The sequence below is a fragment of the Bradyrhizobium sp. CSS354 genome, from assembly GCF_029051725.1.
Taxonomy (GTDB): Bacteria; Pseudomonadota; Alphaproteobacteria; order Rhizobiales; family Xanthobacteraceae; genus Bradyrhizobium.
Map to the genome: position 1 here is coordinate 506224 of NZ_JAACFU010000003.1, position 20227 is coordinate 526450.

Annotated in this window: 18 protein-coding genes and 1 pseudogene; 9 read left to right on the forward strand and 10 right to left on the reverse strand. The window is 63.5% G+C overall.

Annotated features, from left to right (window positions below; all coding sequences use genetic code 11):
• Positions 1–8: 8 nt before the first annotated feature.
• The 3 genes and pseudogenes from GWG67_RS09400 to GWG67_RS09410 form a co-directional block, all read right to left on the reverse strand.
• A pseudogene (locus tag GWG67_RS09400) lies at positions 9–600 on the reverse strand (Smr/MutS family protein).
• Positions 597–2123: a murein transglycosylase A gene (locus GWG67_RS09405; RefSeq protein WP_275168978.1), complete on the reverse strand. Its 1527-nt coding sequence runs from the start codon at positions 2121–2123 to the stop codon at positions 597–599. The pseudogene GWG67_RS09400 and the gene GWG67_RS09405 overlap by 4 nt, the downstream one beginning before the upstream one ends.
• The gene (locus GWG67_RS09410; RefSeq protein ID WP_027566245.1) at positions 2101–2796 is read right to left on the reverse strand and encodes a Tim44/TimA family putative adaptor protein; all 696 of its coding nucleotides are present in this window, start codon (positions 2794–2796) and stop codon (positions 2101–2103) included. Before GWG67_RS09410 ends, GWG67_RS09405 begins: the two co-directional genes overlap by 23 nt.
• 414 nt (positions 2797–3210) lie before the next feature.
• Here GWG67_RS09410 and secB point away from each other — a divergent pair, with 414 nt between their 5' ends.
• The gene (secB, locus tag GWG67_RS09415) at positions 3211–3693 is read left to right on the forward strand and encodes a protein-export chaperone SecB (protein ID WP_275168980.1); all 483 of its coding nucleotides are present in this window, start codon (positions 3211–3213) and stop codon (positions 3691–3693) included.
• On the opposite strand, the gene dnaQ is transcribed toward secB, so the two are convergent.
• Genes dnaQ through GWG67_RS09435 form a run of 4 tightly spaced genes read right to left on the reverse strand, consistent with a single transcriptional unit; the run spans position 3690 to position 6524 of the window.
• Entirely contained in the window at positions 3690–4406 is a 717-nt protein-coding gene (gene dnaQ, locus GWG67_RS09420; protein WP_275168982.1) for a DNA polymerase III subunit epsilon, read from the reverse strand. The two genes, secB and dnaQ, sit on opposite strands and share 4 nt — an antisense overlap.
• 28 nt (positions 4407–4434) lie before the next feature.
• Positions 4435–5034 carry a dephospho-CoA kinase gene (coaE, locus tag GWG67_RS09425; protein ID WP_275169152.1) on the reverse strand — a complete coding sequence of 200 codons (600 nt, stop codon included), beginning with the start codon at positions 5032–5034 and terminating at the stop codon, positions 4435–4437.
• A 23-nt stretch (positions 5035–5057) separates the two neighbouring features.
• Positions 5058–5666: a Maf family nucleotide pyrophosphatase gene (locus GWG67_RS09430; RefSeq protein WP_275168983.1), complete on the reverse strand. Its 609-nt coding sequence runs from the start codon at positions 5664–5666 to the stop codon at positions 5058–5060.
• Positions 5667–5684: 18 nt separating this feature from the next.
• On the reverse strand, positions 5685–6524 hold the full coding sequence (locus tag GWG67_RS09435) for a pyruvate, water dikinase regulatory protein (protein ID WP_018459640.1): 840 nt from the start codon (positions 6522–6524) through the stop codon (positions 5685–5687).
• A 66-nt stretch (positions 6525–6590) separates the two neighbouring features.
• Here GWG67_RS09435 and GWG67_RS09440 point away from each other — a divergent pair, with 66 nt between their 5' ends.
• The 8 genes from GWG67_RS09440 (at position 6591) to GWG67_RS09475 (ending at position 15651) form a co-directional block, all read left to right on the forward strand.
• Complete coding sequence (locus GWG67_RS09440) at positions 6591–6806, forward strand: hypothetical protein (RefSeq protein ID WP_275168984.1); 216 nt, start codon at positions 6591–6593, stop codon at positions 6804–6806.
• Between the two features lie 176 nt (positions 6807–6982).
• Positions 6983–7417, forward strand: a complete 435-nt coding sequence (gene hemJ / locus GWG67_RS09445) for a protoporphyrinogen oxidase HemJ (protein WP_027514824.1) — start codon at positions 6983–6985, stop codon at positions 7415–7417.
• A gap of 246 nt (positions 7418–7663) precedes the next feature.
• Complete coding sequence (gene rho, locus GWG67_RS09450; protein ID WP_007598612.1) at positions 7664–8929, forward strand: transcription termination factor Rho; 1266 nt, start codon at positions 7664–7666, stop codon at positions 8927–8929.
• Positions 8930–9239: 310 nt separating this feature from the next.
• Complete coding sequence (gene mnmE, locus GWG67_RS09455) at positions 9240–10598, forward strand: tRNA uridine-5-carboxymethylaminomethyl(34) synthesis GTPase MnmE (RefSeq protein ID WP_275168985.1); 1359 nt, start codon at positions 9240–9242, stop codon at positions 10596–10598.
• 452 nt (positions 10599–11050) lie between these two features.
• Entirely contained in the window at positions 11051–12931 is a 1881-nt protein-coding gene (mnmG, locus tag GWG67_RS09460) for a tRNA uridine-5-carboxymethylaminomethyl(34) synthesis enzyme MnmG (protein ID WP_275168987.1), read from the forward strand.
• A gap of 139 nt (positions 12932–13070) precedes the next feature.
• Positions 13071–13712: a 16S rRNA (guanine(527)-N(7))-methyltransferase RsmG gene (gene rsmG, locus GWG67_RS09465; RefSeq protein ID WP_275168989.1), complete on the forward strand. Its 642-nt coding sequence runs from the start codon at positions 13071–13073 to the stop codon at positions 13710–13712.
• Between the two features lie 29 nt (positions 13713–13741).
• Complete coding sequence (locus GWG67_RS09470; RefSeq protein ID WP_007598621.1) at positions 13742–14596, forward strand: ParA family protein; 855 nt, start codon at positions 13742–13744, stop codon at positions 14594–14596.
• 170 nt (positions 14597–14766) lie between these two features.
• The gene (locus GWG67_RS09475) at positions 14767–15651 is read left to right on the forward strand and encodes a ParB/RepB/Spo0J family partition protein (RefSeq protein ID WP_275168991.1); all 885 of its coding nucleotides are present in this window, start codon (positions 14767–14769) and stop codon (positions 15649–15651) included.
• 144 nt (positions 15652–15795) lie between these two features.
• On the opposite strand, the gene holA is transcribed toward GWG67_RS09475, so the two are convergent.
• The 3 genes from holA to leuS are packed head-to-tail and all read right to left on the reverse strand — an operon-like array spanning position 15796 to position 20034.
• A complete protein-coding gene (gene holA / locus GWG67_RS09480) occupies positions 15796–16824 on the reverse strand; it encodes a DNA polymerase III subunit delta (protein ID WP_275168993.1) in 1029 nt (342 codons plus the stop codon).
• Positions 16825–16871: 47 nt separating this feature from the next.
• A complete protein-coding gene (gene lptE, locus GWG67_RS09485; protein ID WP_275168995.1) occupies positions 16872–17423 on the reverse strand; it encodes an LPS assembly lipoprotein LptE in 552 nt (183 codons plus the stop codon).
• The gene (gene leuS / locus GWG67_RS09490) at positions 17410–20034 is read right to left on the reverse strand and encodes a leucine--tRNA ligase (RefSeq protein ID WP_275168997.1); all 2625 of its coding nucleotides are present in this window, start codon (positions 20032–20034) and stop codon (positions 17410–17412) included. Before leuS ends, lptE begins: the two co-directional genes overlap by 14 nt.
• Positions 20035–20227: the final 193 nt, after the last annotated feature.

Genomic DNA, 20227 nt, shown 5'->3' on the forward strand with positions numbered 1-20227 from the left:
CATGCTCCCTAATATCTCGCCCGCCTGATCCGCACGTAAAGCGCGCCCTCGCCGCCGTGGCCGATACCGGCTTCTTCGAACCCCACGACGAAGGCGCGGAATTCCGGCAGGCTCAGCCATTCCGGCACCTGACGGCGCAGCACACCACTTTCGCCGCCGCTGCGGCCCTTGCCGGTGATGACGAGCACGAAAGTCAGGCCGTCATGATGGGCGCGGTGCAGGAAGCCGCTCAGAGCGCGATGGGCCCGCATCTGGGTCATGCCGTGCAGATCGAGCCGCGCCTCGATCTCGCTGCGCCCGCGCGACAGCTTTGTGCGCTCGCGCTTGCCGAGCGGCGCGAGCGGCGGCACCGCCGGCTTCGCCGCACGCGGTGCCGGGGCAGCGGCAATCGGACGTGGCGATGGCGCAAGCCGCGTGGCGGGCGCTGCAGGAGAAGGCTCGGTGCGCGGTGAAGCCTGTGCCTTGGCGACACGAGGCTTCCTGAGCGGCTTGACCTGCTTTGCGATCGTATCCCACAGCAGCGCGCTCTTCCTCGCTCAGCGCGCGACGGCGCGGCGAGGGACGAGGCTCCAGCACGGGCGAGCGGGACGATCGCTTCATTGCTGCCGATGGGAACGACTTTTCACCGGCCGCCGCGGCTCCTGAACTGGCTCGATCACGGGACGCGGCACCGGCAGCGGGACTGGACCGGCGACAGCGACCGTCTCGCTCTTGCTTTGCGCCACGGCTGCCGCCGGCTTGTCCTTCGCAGGATCGGTTTGCGGAAACAGTTTTGCAATTTTCTCCGAGGGCCGCGGATCCGGCACAGGCAGCCGCGCGCCGCGCGCCGTGGGATCGAGGCCCTTCGGCACCAGCATCACGAAATGCATGGCATGGCGCAGCCGCCCGGAGACGCGGCCGGCCTCCTGACCCGCGCCGAAATAGAGATCTGCGCGCGCCGGCCCGATGATGGCCGAGCCGGTGTCCTGCGCGATCATCAACCGATGGAACGGCGTCTTCGCGCGTTCGGAATCGATCGGGAGCTCGCCTTCGATAAAAAACGGAGTGCCGTAGACGTGGAGCGACTTGTCGACCGCGATCGAACGTCCGGCCGTCAGCGGAATGCCCTGCGCGCCGACCGCCTCTTCCTTGTCGGACAGATTGACCTCGCGGAAGAAGATGTAGGAGCGGTTCTGGCGGCGCAGCTCCCTGGCACCGTCAGGGGTCTGGGCCATCCACTCCCTGATCTTCTGCATCGACATCTCTTCCTTCGGAATGATGCCGCGCTCGATCAGGATGCGACCGACCGCCGTGTAGGCATAGCCGTTATAGGCGTCGTAATTGAGCCGGACCGTGCCGCCGTCGTCGAACTTGATCCGCGCCGAGCCCTGGATCTGGGCGAACAGCAGATCGGTCGGGTCCTTCAGCCAAGCGATCTCGAGTCCGCGGCCGGCGATCTTGCCGTCCTCGATCTCGGCGCGGTCATAATAGGGTACGAGCTTGCGGCGGCCGATCTTGCGATAGACCGGGCCCTTGTTGGGCAGGCTGACCGAATCCTGCTTGTAGCCGCGCACGAACAGGTTCGAGGGGCGGCGATAGACCGGGACGTTGTAGACCTCGGTCTGCGTGCGCGATCCCTCCAGCACCGGCTCGTAATAGCCGGTGACGAAACCGTCGGGCTCGCCGAGGCGCGAGATCCGCAGCGGTGCAAAATTCTCTTCGAAGAAGGTTTTGGCTTTGGCGTCGTCGGCAAGCTCGAGCGACTTGGCGACCCGGCAGGGTTCGCCCAGCGAGGCGCCTAAAGCCTTGGGTTCGGGAGCGCCGGTCTGCGCGCTGATCGGACGGCAGCTCGCGCGAAAGGTCTTGTAGGCGGCGAGATGATTGTCGTCGCTCCAGCCCTTCACGTCGGCCCAGGCCAGCGGCAGATATTGCGCGCCGGGAATCTCGAACGGCAGGGGAAGCTGCGGATACGGCAAGGCGCGCGGCGGCGCGGCAGGCAATTCCGGGAGATGATGGTGATGGCTGCGATAGTGGCGCCGCGCCGCCTCGGCGCCGAGTGAAAACGACGACAGCGCGACGGCACCTGCGCAAAGCGCCGTCGCGCTGGTCTTCAGGAAAACCTTAATTCGCGCTTCCGGTGCCAACCAGCTTCCAGTTCGGATCGCGAGAGGTGATGTCGCGGGCGAAAGTCCAGATGTCGGTGATGTCGGCGACCGTGTCGGCGCTGCCGTCGACGATGTTGCCGGCCTTGTCTCGGGTGGCCGAGATCATCTGCGAGACGAAGCGGATCGTGAGCTGGGCGGTGCGGTCGCGCAGCTCGGCGCCGACGAGCTCGGCCTTGTCGATCGAGACAAAGCGCGTCTCGGTCTTCTGCTCGTTCTTCTCGCGCTCCTTGATCGCGGCGTCGAAGCTTTCATAGACCTCCGACGACAGCAGGTCGCGCAGCGCGCGGCGGTCGCCATTGGCAAAGGCCAGCACGATCATCTCATAGGCGCCGCGGGCGCCGGAGATGAAATGGCGCGGATCGAAGGTGGAATCCTTTTCGACGATGGAGTCGAGACCCTGGGCGAGCACGGTGCCCGGCTCGGTCAGGCCCTTCCAGCGGTCGGAGGGCGGGGTCGGCTCGGCCGTCGGCGCCAAGGGGGCCTGGTCGATGACCTTGCCCGGCATGGTGACGACGTTCTTGTCCTGGGCACCCTGGAGCGCGTTGCGGTCGAACGGCGGCCGCTCGTTGCCGGTGCGCTGCCCCAGCACGCTGCGCAGCCTCAGAAAGATGAAGACCGCCAGCGCCAGGAAGATGATGGTGTAGATGTCCACGTCGTATTCGCTTTCTGGTCGTCTGTAGAAGGGGCCGTCTCGAAGGGTCGTGCCGGGAAAATCGATCCGGCCAGTAGACCGTTCCATACCGGAACGGCAAGTCTACATCACCATTTCGGGTCCGCGCGTCAGGTCCGTGGGATGTAGGCACGAAATCTTGCCCGGCCAATGGCGCCTTTTGGCACAGCACCGAGTGTAGCGCGTTTTATGCTTAAGGGGAAACCCGATCCTGCCCGGAAATCGCGCATCTTCAATCGTTTAAGCCGCGGTTGCGCTGGATCGGTGGGATGGACGCCACAGTTGTGGGCGTGGCCGGAATTCCCCATCCGGGACCGTTCGTCCTTGTGGAACGAGGTAGCCCTATGTTAGCCAACCGCCGCGAAATTCAGCCCAATCGGGTAAGGAGACACTCTTATGACCAACGGTAACGGCACCCCTCCCGAGGCGGCCCAGGCTCCCCAGCTCAACGTCCTGGCGCAATATACCAAGGACCTCTCCTTCGAAAACCCGAATGCGCCCAGCTCGCTCCAGCAGCAGAGCCAGCCGCCCCAGATCAACATCCAGATCAATGTCAGCGCCAACAACCTCAGCGAACAGGAGTTCGAGGTGACTTTGTCAGTCGAGGGCAAGGCCGAGACCGCCGGCAAGATCATGTTCTCGTTCGAGCTCGCCTATGCCGGCGTGTTCCGCATCTCCAACGTGCCGAAGGACAATTTGCATCCGCTGGTCATGATCGAATGCCCGCGCCTGCTGTTCCCGTTCGCCCGTGAGATCATCGCCACTGCCGTGCGCGACGGCGGGTTCCCGCCTTTGATGCTGGATCCGGTCGACTTCGTCGGCCTCTATCGTCAGAACATGGAGCGGCAAATGGCCGCTCAGCCGGGCGGCCAGGCTTAACCAGCCGAAGCGACCGCTGGAGCGGGCAAGAACTCGTTCCAGATCGCCTTGTCGCCGAGCGTTGCGATGAAGGCCCGGTGGGCCTCGCGCTCGGCGTCTGAAATCCGCGGTGGAAGCGGCGCCGGCCGTTGACGCCGGGGCGCATCGGCAGCCCCATTGGCGCGAGTTTCCTCGGATTCCGAAGCCAGCAGCAGCTGCGATTGCCGCGCCCCGACCAGATCCACATAGACTTCCGCAAGCAACTCGGCGTCGAGCAATGCGCCGTGCTTGGTGCGGCGTGAATTGTCGATCGCATAGCGTGAGCAGAGATCGTCGAGCCGGTTCGACACGCCGGGATGCTTGCGCCGTGCCAGCAGCAGCGTATCGACCAGCCGCTCGCGCGGGATCGCCGCGCGCTTGATCCGGTCGAGCTCGGCATTGATGAAGCTGATGTCGAACGAGGCATTGTGGATCACCAGCGGCGCGTCGCCGATGAATTCCAGAAAATCGTCGACGACCTCGTGGAACAGCTGCTTCGTCGCCAGAAACTCGGCCGACAGCCCGTGCACCGCAAAAGCTTCTGCTGGCATATCCCTTTCGGGATTGATGTAGACGTGGAAACTTTGTCCCGTCGGCATGCGATTGAGCATCTCGACGCAGCCGATTTCGACCAGGCGGTCTCCCCGCAGCGGGTCGAGGCCGGTGGTTTCGGTGTCGAGAACGATTTCGCGCATGATCTGAAAAGCCGTGTCAGGCGGCGAATCAGGCGCGCCGCTGCGGCATCTTAACGACCTCAGCCAGGATGTGCGCGATTTGGGCGCGCACCGGCTCGAGTCCGTGTGACGTATCCACCACGAAATCGGCACGCTTGCGCTTTTCCGCGTCGGGTGTCTGCTTGGCGATGATGGCGTCGAGCTTGGCCTCGTCCATGGTGCCGCGCGCCAGCACGCGCTCGCGCTGCAGTTCCGGAGACGTGGTTACGACGACCACGGCATCGACCCTCGTCTCGCCGCCCGTCTCGAACAGCAGTGGAATGTCCAGCACCACCACCGGCGCGTTGGCGGCTTCGGCGTCAGCGAAGAATTTCTTCCGGGAAGCGCCTAGCATCGGATGGACGATCTGCTCCAGCTGCTTGATGGCGGCAGGATCGTGCACCACACGCGCCGAGAGTTTTGGCCGATCGACCTTGCCGTTCGCGGTGGTGCCGGGGAAGGCCGCCTCGATCGCGGGCGCAGCCTCACCCTCATAGAGCTGATGGACGGCCGCATCGGCATCGTAGACAGGGACGCCAGCCTCCGCGAATAATTTCGCGGTGGTCGATTTGCCCATCCCGATCGAGCCGGTCAGTCCCAGGATCCGCATCAGCACCCAGCCATATCTGCCATTCACACCGCAACTAGCCGCTCGCGCCGCAGGAACGCAAGCAGCGACAGCAGCGGCAAACCGAGAATGGTGAAGTGGTCGCCCTCGATGCGCTCGAACAAATGGATACCCAGGCTTTCGAGCTGATAGCCTCCGACGCTGGTGGTGACGGCATCGCCGGCGATGTCGAGATAGGCCGAAAGCTCGGCCTCCGTCATCTGCCGCATGGTGAGGCGCGCGACCGAGATGTCCTCGAAGATGATCTCGCCGTCGCGTGCTATCGCCACGGCGGAATTCAGCTCATGGCTATGGCCGGAGAGATCACGCAGTTGCGCCAGCGCCTGGGCGCGGCCCGCAGGCTTGTTGAAGAGGCGATCGCCAAGCGCCAGCGTTTGATCCGCACCGATGACGGTGCTTCCGGCGTGATGGGTCGAGACTGCCTTGGCCTTTTCGCGCGCCAGCAGCAGGGCAATCTCGCGCGGATCAGAAAGCCCGGAGGCGGCCTGGATCTCGCGCTCGTCGATATCAGCCGTGATCGCCTTGAACTCGAGCCCGGCATTCGCCAGCAGCATCTTTCGCGCGCTGCTCTGCGAGGCCAGGATCAACGAAGATTTGCCGAGCCACAGACCCATCGCGAAACTATCCCAAAACTATTCAGAAGGCCGGTTACGCTGGCGATCGCTGTAGAGTTTCATGATCGCCGCGGCGGTTTCCTCGATCGAGCGCCGCGTGACGTCGAGCAGCGGCCAATCGTGCTTGGCGCTCAGCTTGCGGGCAAATGCGACCTCCTCGGCGACCGACTGCTTGTCGGTATAGGTGTCGCTGCTGGAATCGGCGCCCATGGAGAGCAAGCGGTTCGTGCGCACCTGGATCAAGCGTTCTGGCGTCGCATGCAAGCTCACCACCAGCGGTCGCGTCAACGTTTCCAATTGCGACGGCACCGGAATGCCGGGAACCAGCGGCACGTTGGCAGTGCGGATGCCTCGGTTGGCAAGATAGATCGACGTCGGGGTCTTGGAGGTGCGGGAGACACCGACGAGCACCACGTCCGCATCGTCGAGCCCTTCGACATGCTGGCCGTCATCGTGGATCATCGTGTAGTTCAACGCGTCGATGCGCTTGAAGTATTCGGCGTTGAGCACGTGCTGGGCGCCGACCCGGCCGGTCGTGGCAGCTCCGAGATAGGCCTCGAACAACTGCATCACCGGGCCGATGATCGACAAGCTCGGAACATTGATTCCTTTGCACTTGTCCTCGAGCCTGGAGACCAGATCCTTCTCGAGCAGCGTGAACAATACGATTCCCGGTGCTTCCTCGATCTCGTCGAGCACGCGATCGAGCTGTTTCTGGCTGCGCACCAGCGGATAGACGTGTTCGACCGGCGTGACGTTGGCGTACTGGGCGGCAACGGCGCGCGCGACCGTGATCAGCGTCTCACCGGTGGAATCGGACACGAGGTGCAGATGGAAATAATTGTTCGAGGTCGGCACAAAAGCCCTTTGTATGAAGTCGGTGTGGTTTGTGGATTTCTGTGGACCTTAACCGCTCGGAAAGGGATGTGCGACACCGGGGGCGGGACAAGTGCCGATTTTCTTCACACCACTGCCCCTGAGAACAACTTCGACGCCCTGCCGAAAGGGAAACGGGATTGCGTCGATAACCCTCTTGATAAGCTGCCGACAGAAACGCGCAAGCCTTTGAAGCTGACCGACTTATCGAGAGTGGCCAGAGCGATCAGGGATATGTTGATGGATGTGAACAAGCGCGTGTGAACGGGCGGACGGAAATGTGTGAGTCCAATTCACCGTCACATAGACTCAAACCTTAAGAATCTAAGATTCTTATTGGAGAAGGGCGCTACGGACGGATATGTGTGCAGGCAAGACCTTAACGACTCCTTACTATCCCCAGCGTTCCCCTCCGCTGGGCAGGAATCCGGACCCCAGACATGTTTGAAGACGTCTATCTCTGGATCAAGGCGCTGCATGTGATCGCCGTCATCTCCTGGATGGCGGGCATGCTCTATTTGCCACGGCTATTCGTTTATCATTGCGAGGCCGAAATCGGCTCGAAGCAGTCGGAAACGTTCAAGGTCATGGAACGGCGGCTGTTCAAGGCCATCATCAACCCCGCCATGATCGTGACCTGGCTCGCCGGGCTTTATCTCGCCTGGGCCGGACACTGGTTCACTTTCGGCTGGCTGCACGTAAAACTGGCACTGGTCCTGGCGATGTCCGCGGTCCACGGCTTTTTTTCGCGCTGGTTGAAGGATTTCGCGGCGGACCGACGCCCCCGGAGCCAGAAATTCTATCGGATTATCAACGAAGTACCGACTGCCTTGATGATTCTGATCGTCATCATGGTGATCGTGAAGCCGTTCTAGGCAGGGTCGTGAACAATCGCTCAGTGCTTCTGCTTGCGGAGTGTGAGGCGATTTTCTATATTAGCAATATCCCACCCAACGCAGGCGGATGTGGTTGTGTCTGAGCTTTCCAGAGGCCGGACACCCCATCAGGTTTGAAGCCTCACCGGCACTCTCCTTGCCAGACCTGCGGACCTTGCCTTTTCGCGTCCGCATTTCAGAGCCTCCTCGCACCCCCTCCCCAGGTTACCCCACAGGACCACCCCAATGCGGGAAATCAAACTCCAGGACCTCAAGTCGAAGACGCCGGCCGAGCTCGTCTCGTTCGCGGAAGAGAACGGGGTCGAGAATGCCAGCACCATGCGCAAGCAGGAGCTGCTGTTCGCCATCCTCAAGCAGCTTGCGCTCGCTGAGACCGACATCGTCGGCGAAGGCGTCGTCGAGGTTCTCTCCGATGGCTTCGGCTTCCTCCGCTCCCCCGATGCGAATTATCTGCCGGGACCGGACGACATTTACGTTTCGCCCTCGCAGATCCGCCGTTTTGGCCTGCGCACCGGCGATACCATCGAAGGCCACATCCGTAGCCCGAAAGAGGGCGAGCGCTATTTCGCATTGCTGAAGGTCAACACGCTCAATTTCGAGGACCCGGAAAAGGCCAAGCACAAGGTCAATTTCGACAACCTCACGCCGCTGTTTCCGAATCAGCGCTTCCGCATGGAAATCGACGACCCGACGCGGAAAGACCTGTCTGCAAGGGTTATCGACATCGTCGCGCCGATCGGCAAGGGCCAGCGCGCGCTGATCGTCGCGCCGCCGCGCACGGGCAAGACCGTGCTGATGCAGAACATCGCGCATTCGATCGCGCATAATCATCCCGAGTGCTATCTGATCGTGCTCCTGATCGACGAACGTCCGGAAGAAGTCACGGACATGCAGCGCTCGGTGAAGGGTGAGGTGGTGTCCTCGACCTTCGACGAGCCGGCGGTGCGCCACGTCCAGGTCGCTGAGATGGTGATCGAGAAGGCCAAGCGTCTGGTCGAACATGGCCGCGACGTCGTGATCCTGCTGGACTCCATCACGCGCCTCGGCCGCGCCTACAACACGGTGGTGCCGTCATCGGGCAAGGTGCTGACCGGCGGTGTCGATGCCAACGCGCTGCAGCGGCCGAAGCGGTTCTTCGGCGCCGCCCGCAACATCGAAGAGGGCGGCTCGCTGACGATCATCGCGACCGCGCTGGTCGATACCGGCAGCCGCATGGACGAAGTCATCTTCGAAGAGTTCAAGGGCACCGGTAACTCCGAGCTGATCCTCGACCGCAAGGTTTCGGACAAGCGGACCTTCCCGGCGATCGACATTTCGCGCTCCGGCACCCGCAAGGAAGAGCTGATCACCGATCCGGTGGTCCTGAAGAAGATGTACGTGCTCCGCCGCATCCTGAACCCGATGGGGACGATGGACGGAATCGACTTCCTGCTCGACAAGCTGCGCTCGACCAAGAGCAATTCCGAGTTCTTCGACTCGATGAACACCTGATTGCAGTGCAACATGATCAAAGGGAGCCTCCGGGCGCCCTTTTTTGTTGTGCGGCTTTGCTGCAGCGAAGGTGCAGCACGGCGGGGTGTTCGTCGCCTGGACTACATGTTGCCTAAGATATTGATATAGTTGTTGAATATTTTGATAGAGAAGCGCTGCTCATTCCGTTGGGAGTGGCTTTGCAGCAGACGCTCGCGAATTTGTTGCATCGCAATATAGGTTTTGCTGCGGGAATTGGTGCAGCAAAATCGCGCGATTTGTCGGCCAAAACGGACGTTTGCCTTTTTCCTGTCAGCCGGACAAATAGGCCATGCATCCGCGAGACCACACGATCTTTGCACTGTCGTCCGGCCGTCCGCCAAGCGCGCTTGCGGTGGTGCGCGTCTCCGGGCCATCCGCCAGCCTGGCGCTGACGACGCTGGCGGGCAAGCTGCCGGCGCCGAGACAGGCCAGCCGCCGGCTGCTTCATGACGGCGCGGGCCGGCCGATCGACGATTCCGTGGTGTTGTGGTTTCCAGGCCCCGCCAGCGCGACTGGCGAGGACGTCGCCGAATTTCACGTCCATGGTGGTCGCGCGGTGCTGGCCGCACTCCTCACCGCTATGTCCGCCATTCCGAATATGCGGGCCGCCGAGCCCGGCGAATTCACCCGGCGCGCCTTCGAGAACGGCAAGCTCGATCTGACCGAGGCGGAGGGCCTCGACGATCTCATTCATGCCGACACCGACCGCCAGCGCCGCCAGGCGTTAAGGCAGTTGCAGGGCCTCCTCGGCAATCGCGCGCGCGACTGGCGCGAGCGCATCATCGAGGCCTCGGCTTTGATCGAGGCCGGCATCGATTTCTCCGACGAGGGCGATGTACCCGCCGAGTTGATGGCGCCTGCCGTGAAGGCAATCAGTGTGCTGCACGACGAAATCGCAGAAGTCCTTGCGGCACAGGGACAAGCTGAACGTTTGCGCGACGGCTTGGTGGTCGCGATCGCCGGCGAGCCGAATGTCGGCAAGTCGACGCTCATCAACCAGCTCGCGCGCCGCGACGTCGCGATCGTCTCGCCGCATGCCGGCACGACACGCGATGTGATCGAGGTGCAGCTCGATCTCGATGGCTACCCCGTCACGGTGATCGACACCGCCGGCATTCGCGAGACTGACGATCCGGTCGAGCAGGAGGGTGTACGCCGGGCGCGAGCGCGAGCCGAAGACGCCGACCTCGTATTGTGGCTGGTGGAGGCTGGGCGCGCCGTCGACCAAGCCGCGATGCCGCTGCTGGGGAAGTCTGGCAACGCAAGCAGTCCCTCCGGCGGCTCGGTCTGGATCGTGCGCAACAAGATCGATCTCGGCGCGGTCGAGGACGTCGGGCCGCGCGGTGAGTTCGGAATCGCAGCGAGCCGGGGGGATGGCATTCCCGAACTGGTCGATGCCCTGGTGAAATTCGCCGCCGACTTCTTCGGAACGACCGAGGGGGCACTGGTGACCCGGGCTCGCCAGCGGGATCTGCTGCGCCGGGCAGCGGACAGCTTGCGCCGGAGTCTTGAGCTCGTAGAAGAGGGTGAGGAGCTTGCCGCCGAAGAGCTGCGCGCGGCTGCCTATGCCTTGGGCCGGCTACTGGGTCGGGTGGATGTCGAGGACGTCCTTGGGGCCATTTTCCAGAAATTCTGTGTTGGAAAGTAGAGCTAGTTCTTCATTGTAGACTAGCCTTTGTTCCACTTCTTGGTTGTTCACGTGAAACCGTCGGCGTGGCTCCGGAATGTTTCACGTGAAACAGTGGCCCACTAACCCAAGATTAGTCGGTATGCGAGGGCGACTTGGGTTCGCCGTCCGAACGGTGGCGACTTACGGCGAGGGTGATTGGAAAGATCTTGGATCGTCGCCCACAATGGTCGGGGTATGCCGCTGCCATCGCGCCTCCGAGGGCCAGCCCATATCTGAGGCGTTACTTTTCCTTCCCGACTCGCCTTTTCCTCTCACTGAAAATGGTAATCTTTCCAAGGGTCATTCTACTGTGCATGGGGTTGTTTTCGCGGAAAACACTTGGGCCTCTGCTTTGCCCCGTTTCACGTGAAACCACCGCCCCCTCCAGTTTCCACTTCCGGCTTCCCTGCCTGTGAGTTAGAAGTCCGCCCATGCGAACAGAGCGAGAGAGCTTCGACGTCATCGTGATTGGCGGCGGCCACGCCGGCTGTGAGGCTGCTTCTGTCTCCGCCCGGATGGGTGCGGCGACCGCTTTGGTGACGCACCGTTTCTCCACGGTCGGCGCGATGTCCTGCAATCCCGCCATTGGCGGCCTCGGCAAGGGTCATCTGGTTCGCGAGGTCGACGCGCTCGATGGTCTGATGGGCCGGGTCGGCGACGCCGGCGGCATCCAGTTTCGCGTCCTCAATCGCCGTAAGGGCCCGGCGGTGCGTGGGCCGCGCGCCCAGGCCGACCGGAAGCTCTATGCCGCCGCGATGCAGGCGGCGATCCGGGAGACCGAGGGCCTTTCCGTCGTCGAAGGCGAGGCCGACGAGCTGATCGGGGTCGAGGGACGGGTGATCGGCCTGCGCCTGGCAGATGGCCGCGAACTCCGGGCAGGGGCTGTCGTCGTCACCACCGGCACCTTCCTCCGCGGTCTGATCCATCTGGGCGAGAAGAACTGGCCGGCCGGCAGGGTTGGCGAGGCGCCTGCGATGGGCCTTTCGACCTCGTTCGAGCGCGCCGGGTTCACCCTCGGACGGCTCAAGACAGGGACCCCGCCGCGTCTGGACGGCACGACGATCGATTGGTCGGCGGTCGAAATGCAGCCGGGGGACGAGCCTCCGGAGCCGTTTTCGGTGATGACCGAGCGGATCACGACGCCGCAGATCCAGTGCGGGATCACCCGGACCAATTCCGCCACCCACGACGTGATCCGGGCCAATGTCCATCGCTCTCCGATGTACTCCGGCCAGATCAAGAGCTCCGGACCGCGCTATTGCCCCTCGATCGAGGACAAGATCGTTCGCTTCGGCGATCGCGACGGTCACCAGATCTTCCTGGAGCCGGAAGGGCTCGACGACAGCACGGTCTATCCCAACGGCATCTCGACTTCGCTGCCGGAGGAGGTCCAGCTCGCCATCCTCGCAACCATTCCGGGCCTGGAGCGGGTGAAGATGGTCCGGCCGGGCTATGCCATCGAATACGACCACGTCGATCCACGGGAGCTCGATCCGACCCTCCAGACCAAGCGTCTGCGCGGCTTGTTCCTGGCCGGGCAGATCAACGGCACGACCGGATACGAGGAAGCCGCCGGCCAGGGCATCGTGGCCGGGCTGAACGCGGCGTTGGCGGCGAGCGGCGCCGCGCTGACGGTGTTCGACCGGGCAGACGGCTATCTCGGCGTCATGATCGACGATCTCGTCACCCGCGGCATCAGCGAACCCTATCGGATGTTCACCTCGCGGGCCGAATACCGGCTGACGCTGAGGGCCGACAATGCCGATCAGCGTTTGACCGAGAAGGGCATCGCCTTGGGATGCGTCGGGAGCGGCCGGACCGCGCATCATCGCGCCAAGATGGACGCCCTGAATGCGGCTCGAGCACTATCGAAGTCGCTGACGATCACCCCGAGCGAGGCCATCAAGCATGGTTTGTCCCTGAACCGGGACGGCCAGCGGCGGTCGGCCTTCGAGCTGATGGCCTATCCCGACATCGGCTGGAGCCAGGTCCGTGCGATCTGGCCGGAGCTCGCGGCCATTGATCCCGTCATTGCCACCCATCTCGAGATCGACGCGAAGTACGATGTTTATCTGGAGCGCCAGAGCGCCGATGTGGAAGCCTTCAGGCGAGACGAGGGGATGGTGCTGTCCGACGTCGATTACCAGCAGGTCCCCGGTCTCTCCAATGAGGTCAGGGCCAAGCTGGAGAAGGCGCGGCCGTTCACCGTTGGCCAAGCCGGTCGAATCGACGGCATGACGCCGGCGGCCCTCGGTATCCTTGCGGCCTATCTTCGCCGCGAAGCGCGGAAGACTTCCAAAGCAATCGCATAGGTTTCACGTGAAACAGCGCGGGCCGGGCGGCGGCAGATCGTCATCAGGAAAACCCTCGGCGGATGAGGGTCCCGGTCGTCGCTCCGACCCGGCGCCGACCCGGCCGAAGATCGACAAGGCCAGCGCCAACGATCGATCCTTGGACGCCGTCATCGCGGCCGACAAGGTTGCGGCGCTCAAGCTCGCGCCCGTTTCACATGAAACCGAGGCCCGGCTCGATCGCTACATCGCACTGCTCCGGGAGTGGCAGGCCAAGACCAACCTGGTCGCGCCCTCGACATTGCCGCATCTCTGGACCCGGCACATCGCCGATTCGCTTCAGCTCGTCGCTCTCGCCCCGTCCGCCCAACGCTGGGCCGACCTCGGCAGCGGCGGCGGCTTTCCGGGAATCGTCCTGGCCTGCGCCATGGCGGGGACCGTCGGGGCGAGCGTCCATCTGGTCGAGCGAATCGCCAAGAAGGCGGCCTTCCTCCGCGAAGCCATTCGCGTCACGACATCTCCGGGAGTCGTACATCTCGCTGAGATCGGGGATAATGTGGATAGAATCACCGGCCCTGTCGATTGCGTCACCGCGCGTGCGCTGGCTCCGCTACATCAACTTATCGGCTTTGCGGAGCCGCTGATGCGCCAGGGCGCAAAAGCGTTGTTTCTCAAGGGTCAAGATGTAGAGTCTGAATTGACCGAAGCCACTAAATATTGGAATATTCAGCCGCAGCTTCACCAAAGCCGGACAGGCGACGGTTGGATCGTCGAGCTGGCTTCCGTCGAACGGCGCGGGTGAGGCGTCAGGGGCCGAGTGGGGAATTTGCGATGAGCGTGATTGACGAGCCGCAGCAAGAACAGACCGCCGCCGTCCCGCAGGGCCATCCGCGCATCCTGGCGCTGGCGAATCAGAAGGGTGGCGTGGGAAAAACAACCACCGCGATCAATCTCGGGACGGCGCTCGCTGCGATCGGCGAACGTGTCCTGATCGTCGATCTCGATCCGCAGGGCAACGCCTCGACCGGCCTCGGCATCGATCGCCGCAATCGCTCCTGCTCGACCTATGACGTTCTTGTCGGGGAGGCGAGCCTGCGGGAAGCGGTGGTCTCGACGGCTGTGCCGCGGCTGCATATCGCGCCCTCGACCATGGATCTCTCCGGCCTCGAGCTCGAGCTCGGCACCACGCCCGGTCGTGCGTACAAGCTCCGTGACGCGATCAGCGCGCTCAACAACAACGTCTCTCCCGACGCCGATTACACCTACGTGCTGATCGACTGTCCGCCCTCGCTCAACTTGATCACCGTGAACGCGATGGCGGCTTCCGACGCGATCCTGGTGCCGCTCCAGTGCGAGTTCTTCGCGCTCGAAGGTTTGTCGCAATTGCTGCAGACGGTGGAGCAGGTGCGCTCGACGCTCAATCCGAACCTGTCGATCCACGGCATCGTGCTGACCATGTTCGACTCGCGCAACAATCTCTCGAACCAGGTCGTTGCCGACGTCCGGCAGTTCATGGGCGAGAAGGTCTACAAGACCATGATTCCGCGCAACGTGCGCATCTCGGAGGCGCCGTCCTACGGCAAGCCGGTGCTGGTCTACGATCTCAAATGCGTCGGAAGCGAAGCTTATCTGCGGCTCGCCACCGAAGTAATCCAGCGCGAGCGCGAGCTGCGGACGACACATTGATGTTGCCGTAGGGTGGGCCGAAGGCGTAACCCACCACTGTCGATCTCCGCGGAAACAGAAGAGGTGGGTTACGCCGAGCAGATACGCTTCGCGCATCTGCAGGGCTAACCCACCCTACGATTCGAAATTCAGTTCTGGAGTGCTGCAGCGTGAATCCAAGGGAGCTGGCGATGGCCGACGAAGCGCGTTCGCGATTGGGCCGGGGTCTTGCGAGTCTGATCGGTGACGTCGGGGGCGAGGCTCAGCATGTCGATCGGCCGCGCGCGCAGCGCAAGGTGCCGATCGAGTTCATCAAGCCCAATCCGCGCAACCCGCGCCGCACCTTTTCGGAAAGCGAGCTCAGGGAGCTTAGCGATTCGATCAGGCAGCACGGCGTGATCCAGCCGATCGTGGTGCGCCCGGTGAAGGGGGCGCAGGACCGCTTCGAGATCATCGCCGGCGAGCGGCGCTGGCGCGCCTCGCAAATGGCCGGCCTGCACGAAGTGCCGATCGTTCCCGTCGACATCAGCGACAGCGATGCGCTGGAGTTCGCGATCGTCGAGAACGTGCAGCGCGAAGACCTCAACCCGATGGAAGAGGCGCTCGGCTATCACGCGCTCGCCAACGAGTTCAAACGCAGCCAGGACGACATCGCCAAAGTCGTCGGCAAGAGCCGCAGCCACATCGCCAACATGATGCGGCTGACGAAGCTTCCCGCCGAGGTGCAAGCGTTGATCACGAGCGGTGAGCTGACCGCGGGTCATGCGCGCGCGCTGATCGGCGTGCCTGATCCGCTCGCGGCTGCCAAGCGCATCGTCGAAGAGGGCCTTAACGTCCGCCAGACCGAGGCGCTGGCGCATGAAGAGGGCGTGCCGGAGCGCAAGCCGCAGAAGGCCCGCACGGGAGCGAAGGAAAAGGACCCTGATACGGTCGACCTGGAGAAGCGCGTCAGCGACGCGCTCGGGCTCAAGGTCACGGTGAGCCACCGCGACCCCGGCGGCTCGGTCCAGATCAACTACCGCAACCTCGATCAGCTCGACGAGGTCATGCGGCGGCTGGCAAAGGGCGCGGTGTAGCCGTTGTTTTCGCTCTCTCACCCTCACCCTGAGGAGCCGCGAAGCGGCGTCTCGAAGCAATCCAGAATCTTTCCGCGGAGAGATTCTGGATTGCTTCGTCGCAAGGGCTCGTCGCAATGACGAGGGGACAGACAGAGCGGGTGCTCAGCCCCGCCGCTTCGCGTTCGCGGCGATCGCCATCAGCGTGCGCTGGGCGATGGCGGCGGCGAGGGTAGATTGCTTGCGGGTGTCGAGCGCGGCCGTCGCGAGCTGCTCGATGATGGCGGCGAGACGCGCCACGCTGAAATTACGCAGTGCGGTTTCGACCGCGGGCTTCCGCGAAAAATGCAGGCGCGGGTAGCCGCTGTCGAGCACGGCGGAAGCGGGCGTGCCGTCGGCGATCGCGAGGGCCGATTTGTGCAGCCACGCCGCCTGACGCTGCGCCGCAGAGATGATCACGCCGGGGTAGGTGCCGGCGATCATGGCTTTGGCAAACTCGTTCTCGACGATCTCGGGCCGGCCGGCGAACGCACCATCGACGATCGGATCGAGTTTCAGCTCCGACGCATCGGCGACCACAGCCATCACGTCATCCAGCGTGATCTCGCCCTTGCCATGGGCATAGAGCGTGAGCTTGCGGAGCTCGTTGCGGGAGGCCTGTCGGTCGCCGCCGAGGAACGACATCAGCGCTGCGCGGGCGTCCTGCGCGATGCGCAGATTGGCGATGCGGAGCTCGTCTTCCATCAGCTTGGCGAGGTCGCGCTCGGTATCGGGATAGCAGGCGATCGCGACGGCCGTCTTGGCGCGCTCGCAGGCCTTGCGCAGTGGCGATTCCGGACGCAGCTCGCCGGCCTCGATCACGATGCGGCAATCTTTCACGCCCATCTCCGCCAGCGTGTCGATAGCGCTGGCAAAGCTGCGCGAGCCGGCGCGCACCCGGATGGCGCGGCGGCCGCCGAACAGCGGCACCGTCATGGCCTCGTCGACGAGGCGCGACGGCTCGGCGGAGAGCTCGTCACCATCGACCTTGACCAGTGAAAAGGGATCGTTTGGATCGTCGACAGCCGAGGCGATCAGCGCATCTGCGCGTTCGCGGACCAGGCCGGCGTCAGGACCATAGAGCAGGATGATCGGACGGCCCGCATCGGGGCGGGCGAGAAAGGCGTCGATCTCTTTTCCGCGCAGCGCGACCATGTTGCCTGGGGGTCGTCATTCCGGGCGAACCGGGATGACGGGATGAATTAAGTGCCCGCGGTGAAGAACGAGGCGAGGCGAGTCGTGATGTTCTCTGCGATCTCGTTGGCGGCACGATCCTCGGCATCACGTATCGCGCGGTTGCGGCTGAAGCGCTGATAGGAGCCGGGCATGTCGTAGGACACGCGGGAGAACGTCGTGCCGGTCATCACCGACCTGCCGCTGACCACCTCGATCAGATTGTACTGGGCGTCGAGGCCGTAGTTTTCGCTGCTCGGCAGGCCGGTATTGGGATTGACGATCAGCGACGTCTTGCTGCTTGCGAAGCGGATCTCGAGGCGGTGGGTCGGCGGCATGCCGGTGGCGGTGCCATAGAGCTTGAAGGCCAGCGCGTTGCGGACCTCGACGCCGACGCGGGCCTCGCGCGAGGCATTGGCCTTGGCGATCGGGGGCAGATCGACCCCCATCAGCTTCTCGCGCAGGCCGGGGGTGCCGTCGGTGTGCTCGGCATACATCGGGTGGAAGCAGCCGGCCGTCATGGCCGCCAATGCGGCGACCGCCAGCAAGCGGGCTGCGATGCGGATCCTAGCCGACAACATTCACGATCCTCTTGGGGACGATAATCACCTTGCGGACGGGCTTGCCGTCCAAGGCCAGTTTTACTGCATCGAGGGCCAAAACGGCAGCCTCGATTTCCGGATTCTCGGCCGCTGTTGCAACTGTGACCTCGCCTCGCTTCTTGCCGTTGACCTGGACCACCAGGGTCACACTGTCTTCAACCAGCAAATCGCGTTCGATTTGGGGCCAATTGGCCTCGGAAACCAGCCCGCTATGGCCCAGAACCTGCCAACACTCCTCGGCCAGATGCGGCATCATCGGGGAGAACAGCTGGACCAGGATCTGGCTGGCCTCCCGTATCGCCCAGGCCAAGTCTGGAGCCGGCTGGCCGGGACGCTGCAAGACCTCCGCAAACGAATTGGTGAATTCGCGGATATGGGCGAGGCAGACGTTGAAGTGCAGCCGCTCGATCCCGGTCGTGACCTTGTCCAGCGCGCCGTGGGCGGCCTTGCGCAAGGCGGTGGCGTCCGGGCCGAAGCTGGCCGGCCGGGCCGCCGGCGCGGTCTTGCCGGGTTCGATGGAGTCGTTCACCAGCCGCCACAGCCTCTGCACGAAGCGCGAGGCGCCCTGGACGCGCTCATCGCTCCAGATCACGTCGCGCTCGGGCGGGGAGTCCGACAGCATGAACCAGCGCGCGACGTCGGCGCCATAGGTCTCGATGATGTCGTCGGGGTCGACCGTGTTCTTCTTCGACTTCGACATCTTCTCGATCGGGCCGATCTGGATGTCTTGGCCTGACGTCAGCAGCGTGGCGCGGCGGCCGTTGGCGCCGGTCTCGACCTTCACCTCGACCGGCTGGACGTAGGTGCCGTCGGCCTTCTGGTAGGTCTCGTGCACCACCATGCCCTGCGTGAACATGCCGGCGAACGGCTCGTCCAGAGCGATGTGCCCGGTCGCCTTCATCGCGCGGGTGAAAAAGCGGCTGTAGAGCAGATGCAGGATCGCGTGTTCGACGCCGCCGATATACTGGTCGACCGGCAGCATGCGGTTGGCGACCTCTGGCGTCGTCGGCGCGTTTTCGTTCCAGGGATCGGTGAAGCGCGCAAAGTACCAGGACGAATCCACGAAGGTGTCCATGGTGTCGGTTTCGCGGCTAGCCTTGCCGCCGCATTTTGGGCAGCTGACGTGCTTCCAGGTCGGATGATGATCCAACGCGTTACCCGGCTTGTCGAAGCTCACATCCTCCGGCAGCACCACCGGAAGGTCGGCATCCGGTACCGGCACCACATCACACTTCGGGCAATGGATGACGGGGATCGGGCAACCCCAATAGCGCTGGCGCGAAATGCCCCAGTCGCGGAGGCGGAAGTTCACCTGGCGCTCGCCGACCGGCGCATTGCCGCGCAGCTCGGTCTCGAGACGCTTCGCCACCTCGTCCTTGGCCTGATCGATGGTCATGCCGTCGAGGAAGCGCGAATTGATCATGCGACCGTCACCGTCATAGGCGGTATCGGTGATGACAAAGCTCTTGGGATCCTGGCCTTCGGGGCACACCACCGGCGTGTTGCCGAGAGCATACTTGTTGACGAAGTCGAGGTCGCGCTGGTCGTGTGCGGGACAGCCGAAAATGGCGCCGGTGCCGTATTCCATCAGCACGAAGTTGGCGACATAGACCGGCAGCTTCCAGCTCGGGTCGAACGGGTGGACCGCACGGATGCCGGTATCGAATCCCTGCTTCTCGGCGGTGTCGATGATCTCCTGCGCCGTGCCCATCCGCTTGATCTCGCCGATGAACTCGGCGAGCTTCGGATTCTTCGCCGCGGCGGCCTGCGCCAGCGGATGATCGGCCGAGATCGCCATGAACTTCGCGCCGAACAGCGTGTCGGGGCGCGTCGTGAAAATCTTCAGTTCGCTCTCGCCGGCCGGCGTCGTCGCCGCATCAAGCGCGAAGCGGATCAACAGCCCCTCGGATCGGCCGATCCAGTTGCGCTGCATCAGCCGCACCTTGTCGGGCCAGCGGTCCAGCGTATCCAGTGCCGACAGCAGCTCCTGCGAGTACTTTGTGATCTTGAAGACCCACTGGTTCATTTCCCGTTGTTCGACAACGGCACCCGAACGCCAGCCTTTGCCGTCGATCACCTGCTCGTTGGCGAGCACGGTCATGTCGACGGGGTCCCAGTTCACCTTGCGCTTTTCGCGCTCGGCGAGACCTTCGCGCAGGAAGTCCAGAAACAACTTCTGCTGGTGCTTGTAGTAGCTGGGATCGCAGGTCGCGATCTCGCGGCTCCAGTCCAGCGATAGCCCGATCGAGCGGAGCTGCTTCTTCATCGCGGCGATGTTGTCGTAGGTCCAGGCCTTCGGCGCCACCTTGCGCTCGATCGCGGCGTTCTCGGCCGGCAGGCCGAAAGCGTCCCAGCCCATCGGATGCAGCACGTTGAAACCCTTGGCGCGCATGAAGCGGGCCAGCACGTCGCCGAGCGTGTAATTGCGGACATGGCCGATATGGATGCGCCCCGACGGGTAGGGGAACATCTCCAGCACATAATATTTCGGCCGCGGATCGTCGTTCTTGGAGACGAAGATCGCCTGTTGGTCCCAGGCGGCTTGCCAGCGCGGTTCGGCGTCGCGGGCGTTATAGCGTTCGGAGGTCATGGAATCGTTGGGTTTTCGTGGATCTGGGCCGTCTAAAGACGGCGGACTAGGCCATAGAAGTCCTCAAGGGGTCAATGGGTTGCCGCAATTTGGGAACCTTCGGCGCTGCACCGCATAACTACTGAGGCCGCGTTGGGGCGTGATTAAGGGGTCGATGCCAGTTTGCGGCTGACCAGAATTCTCAAGACTTGTG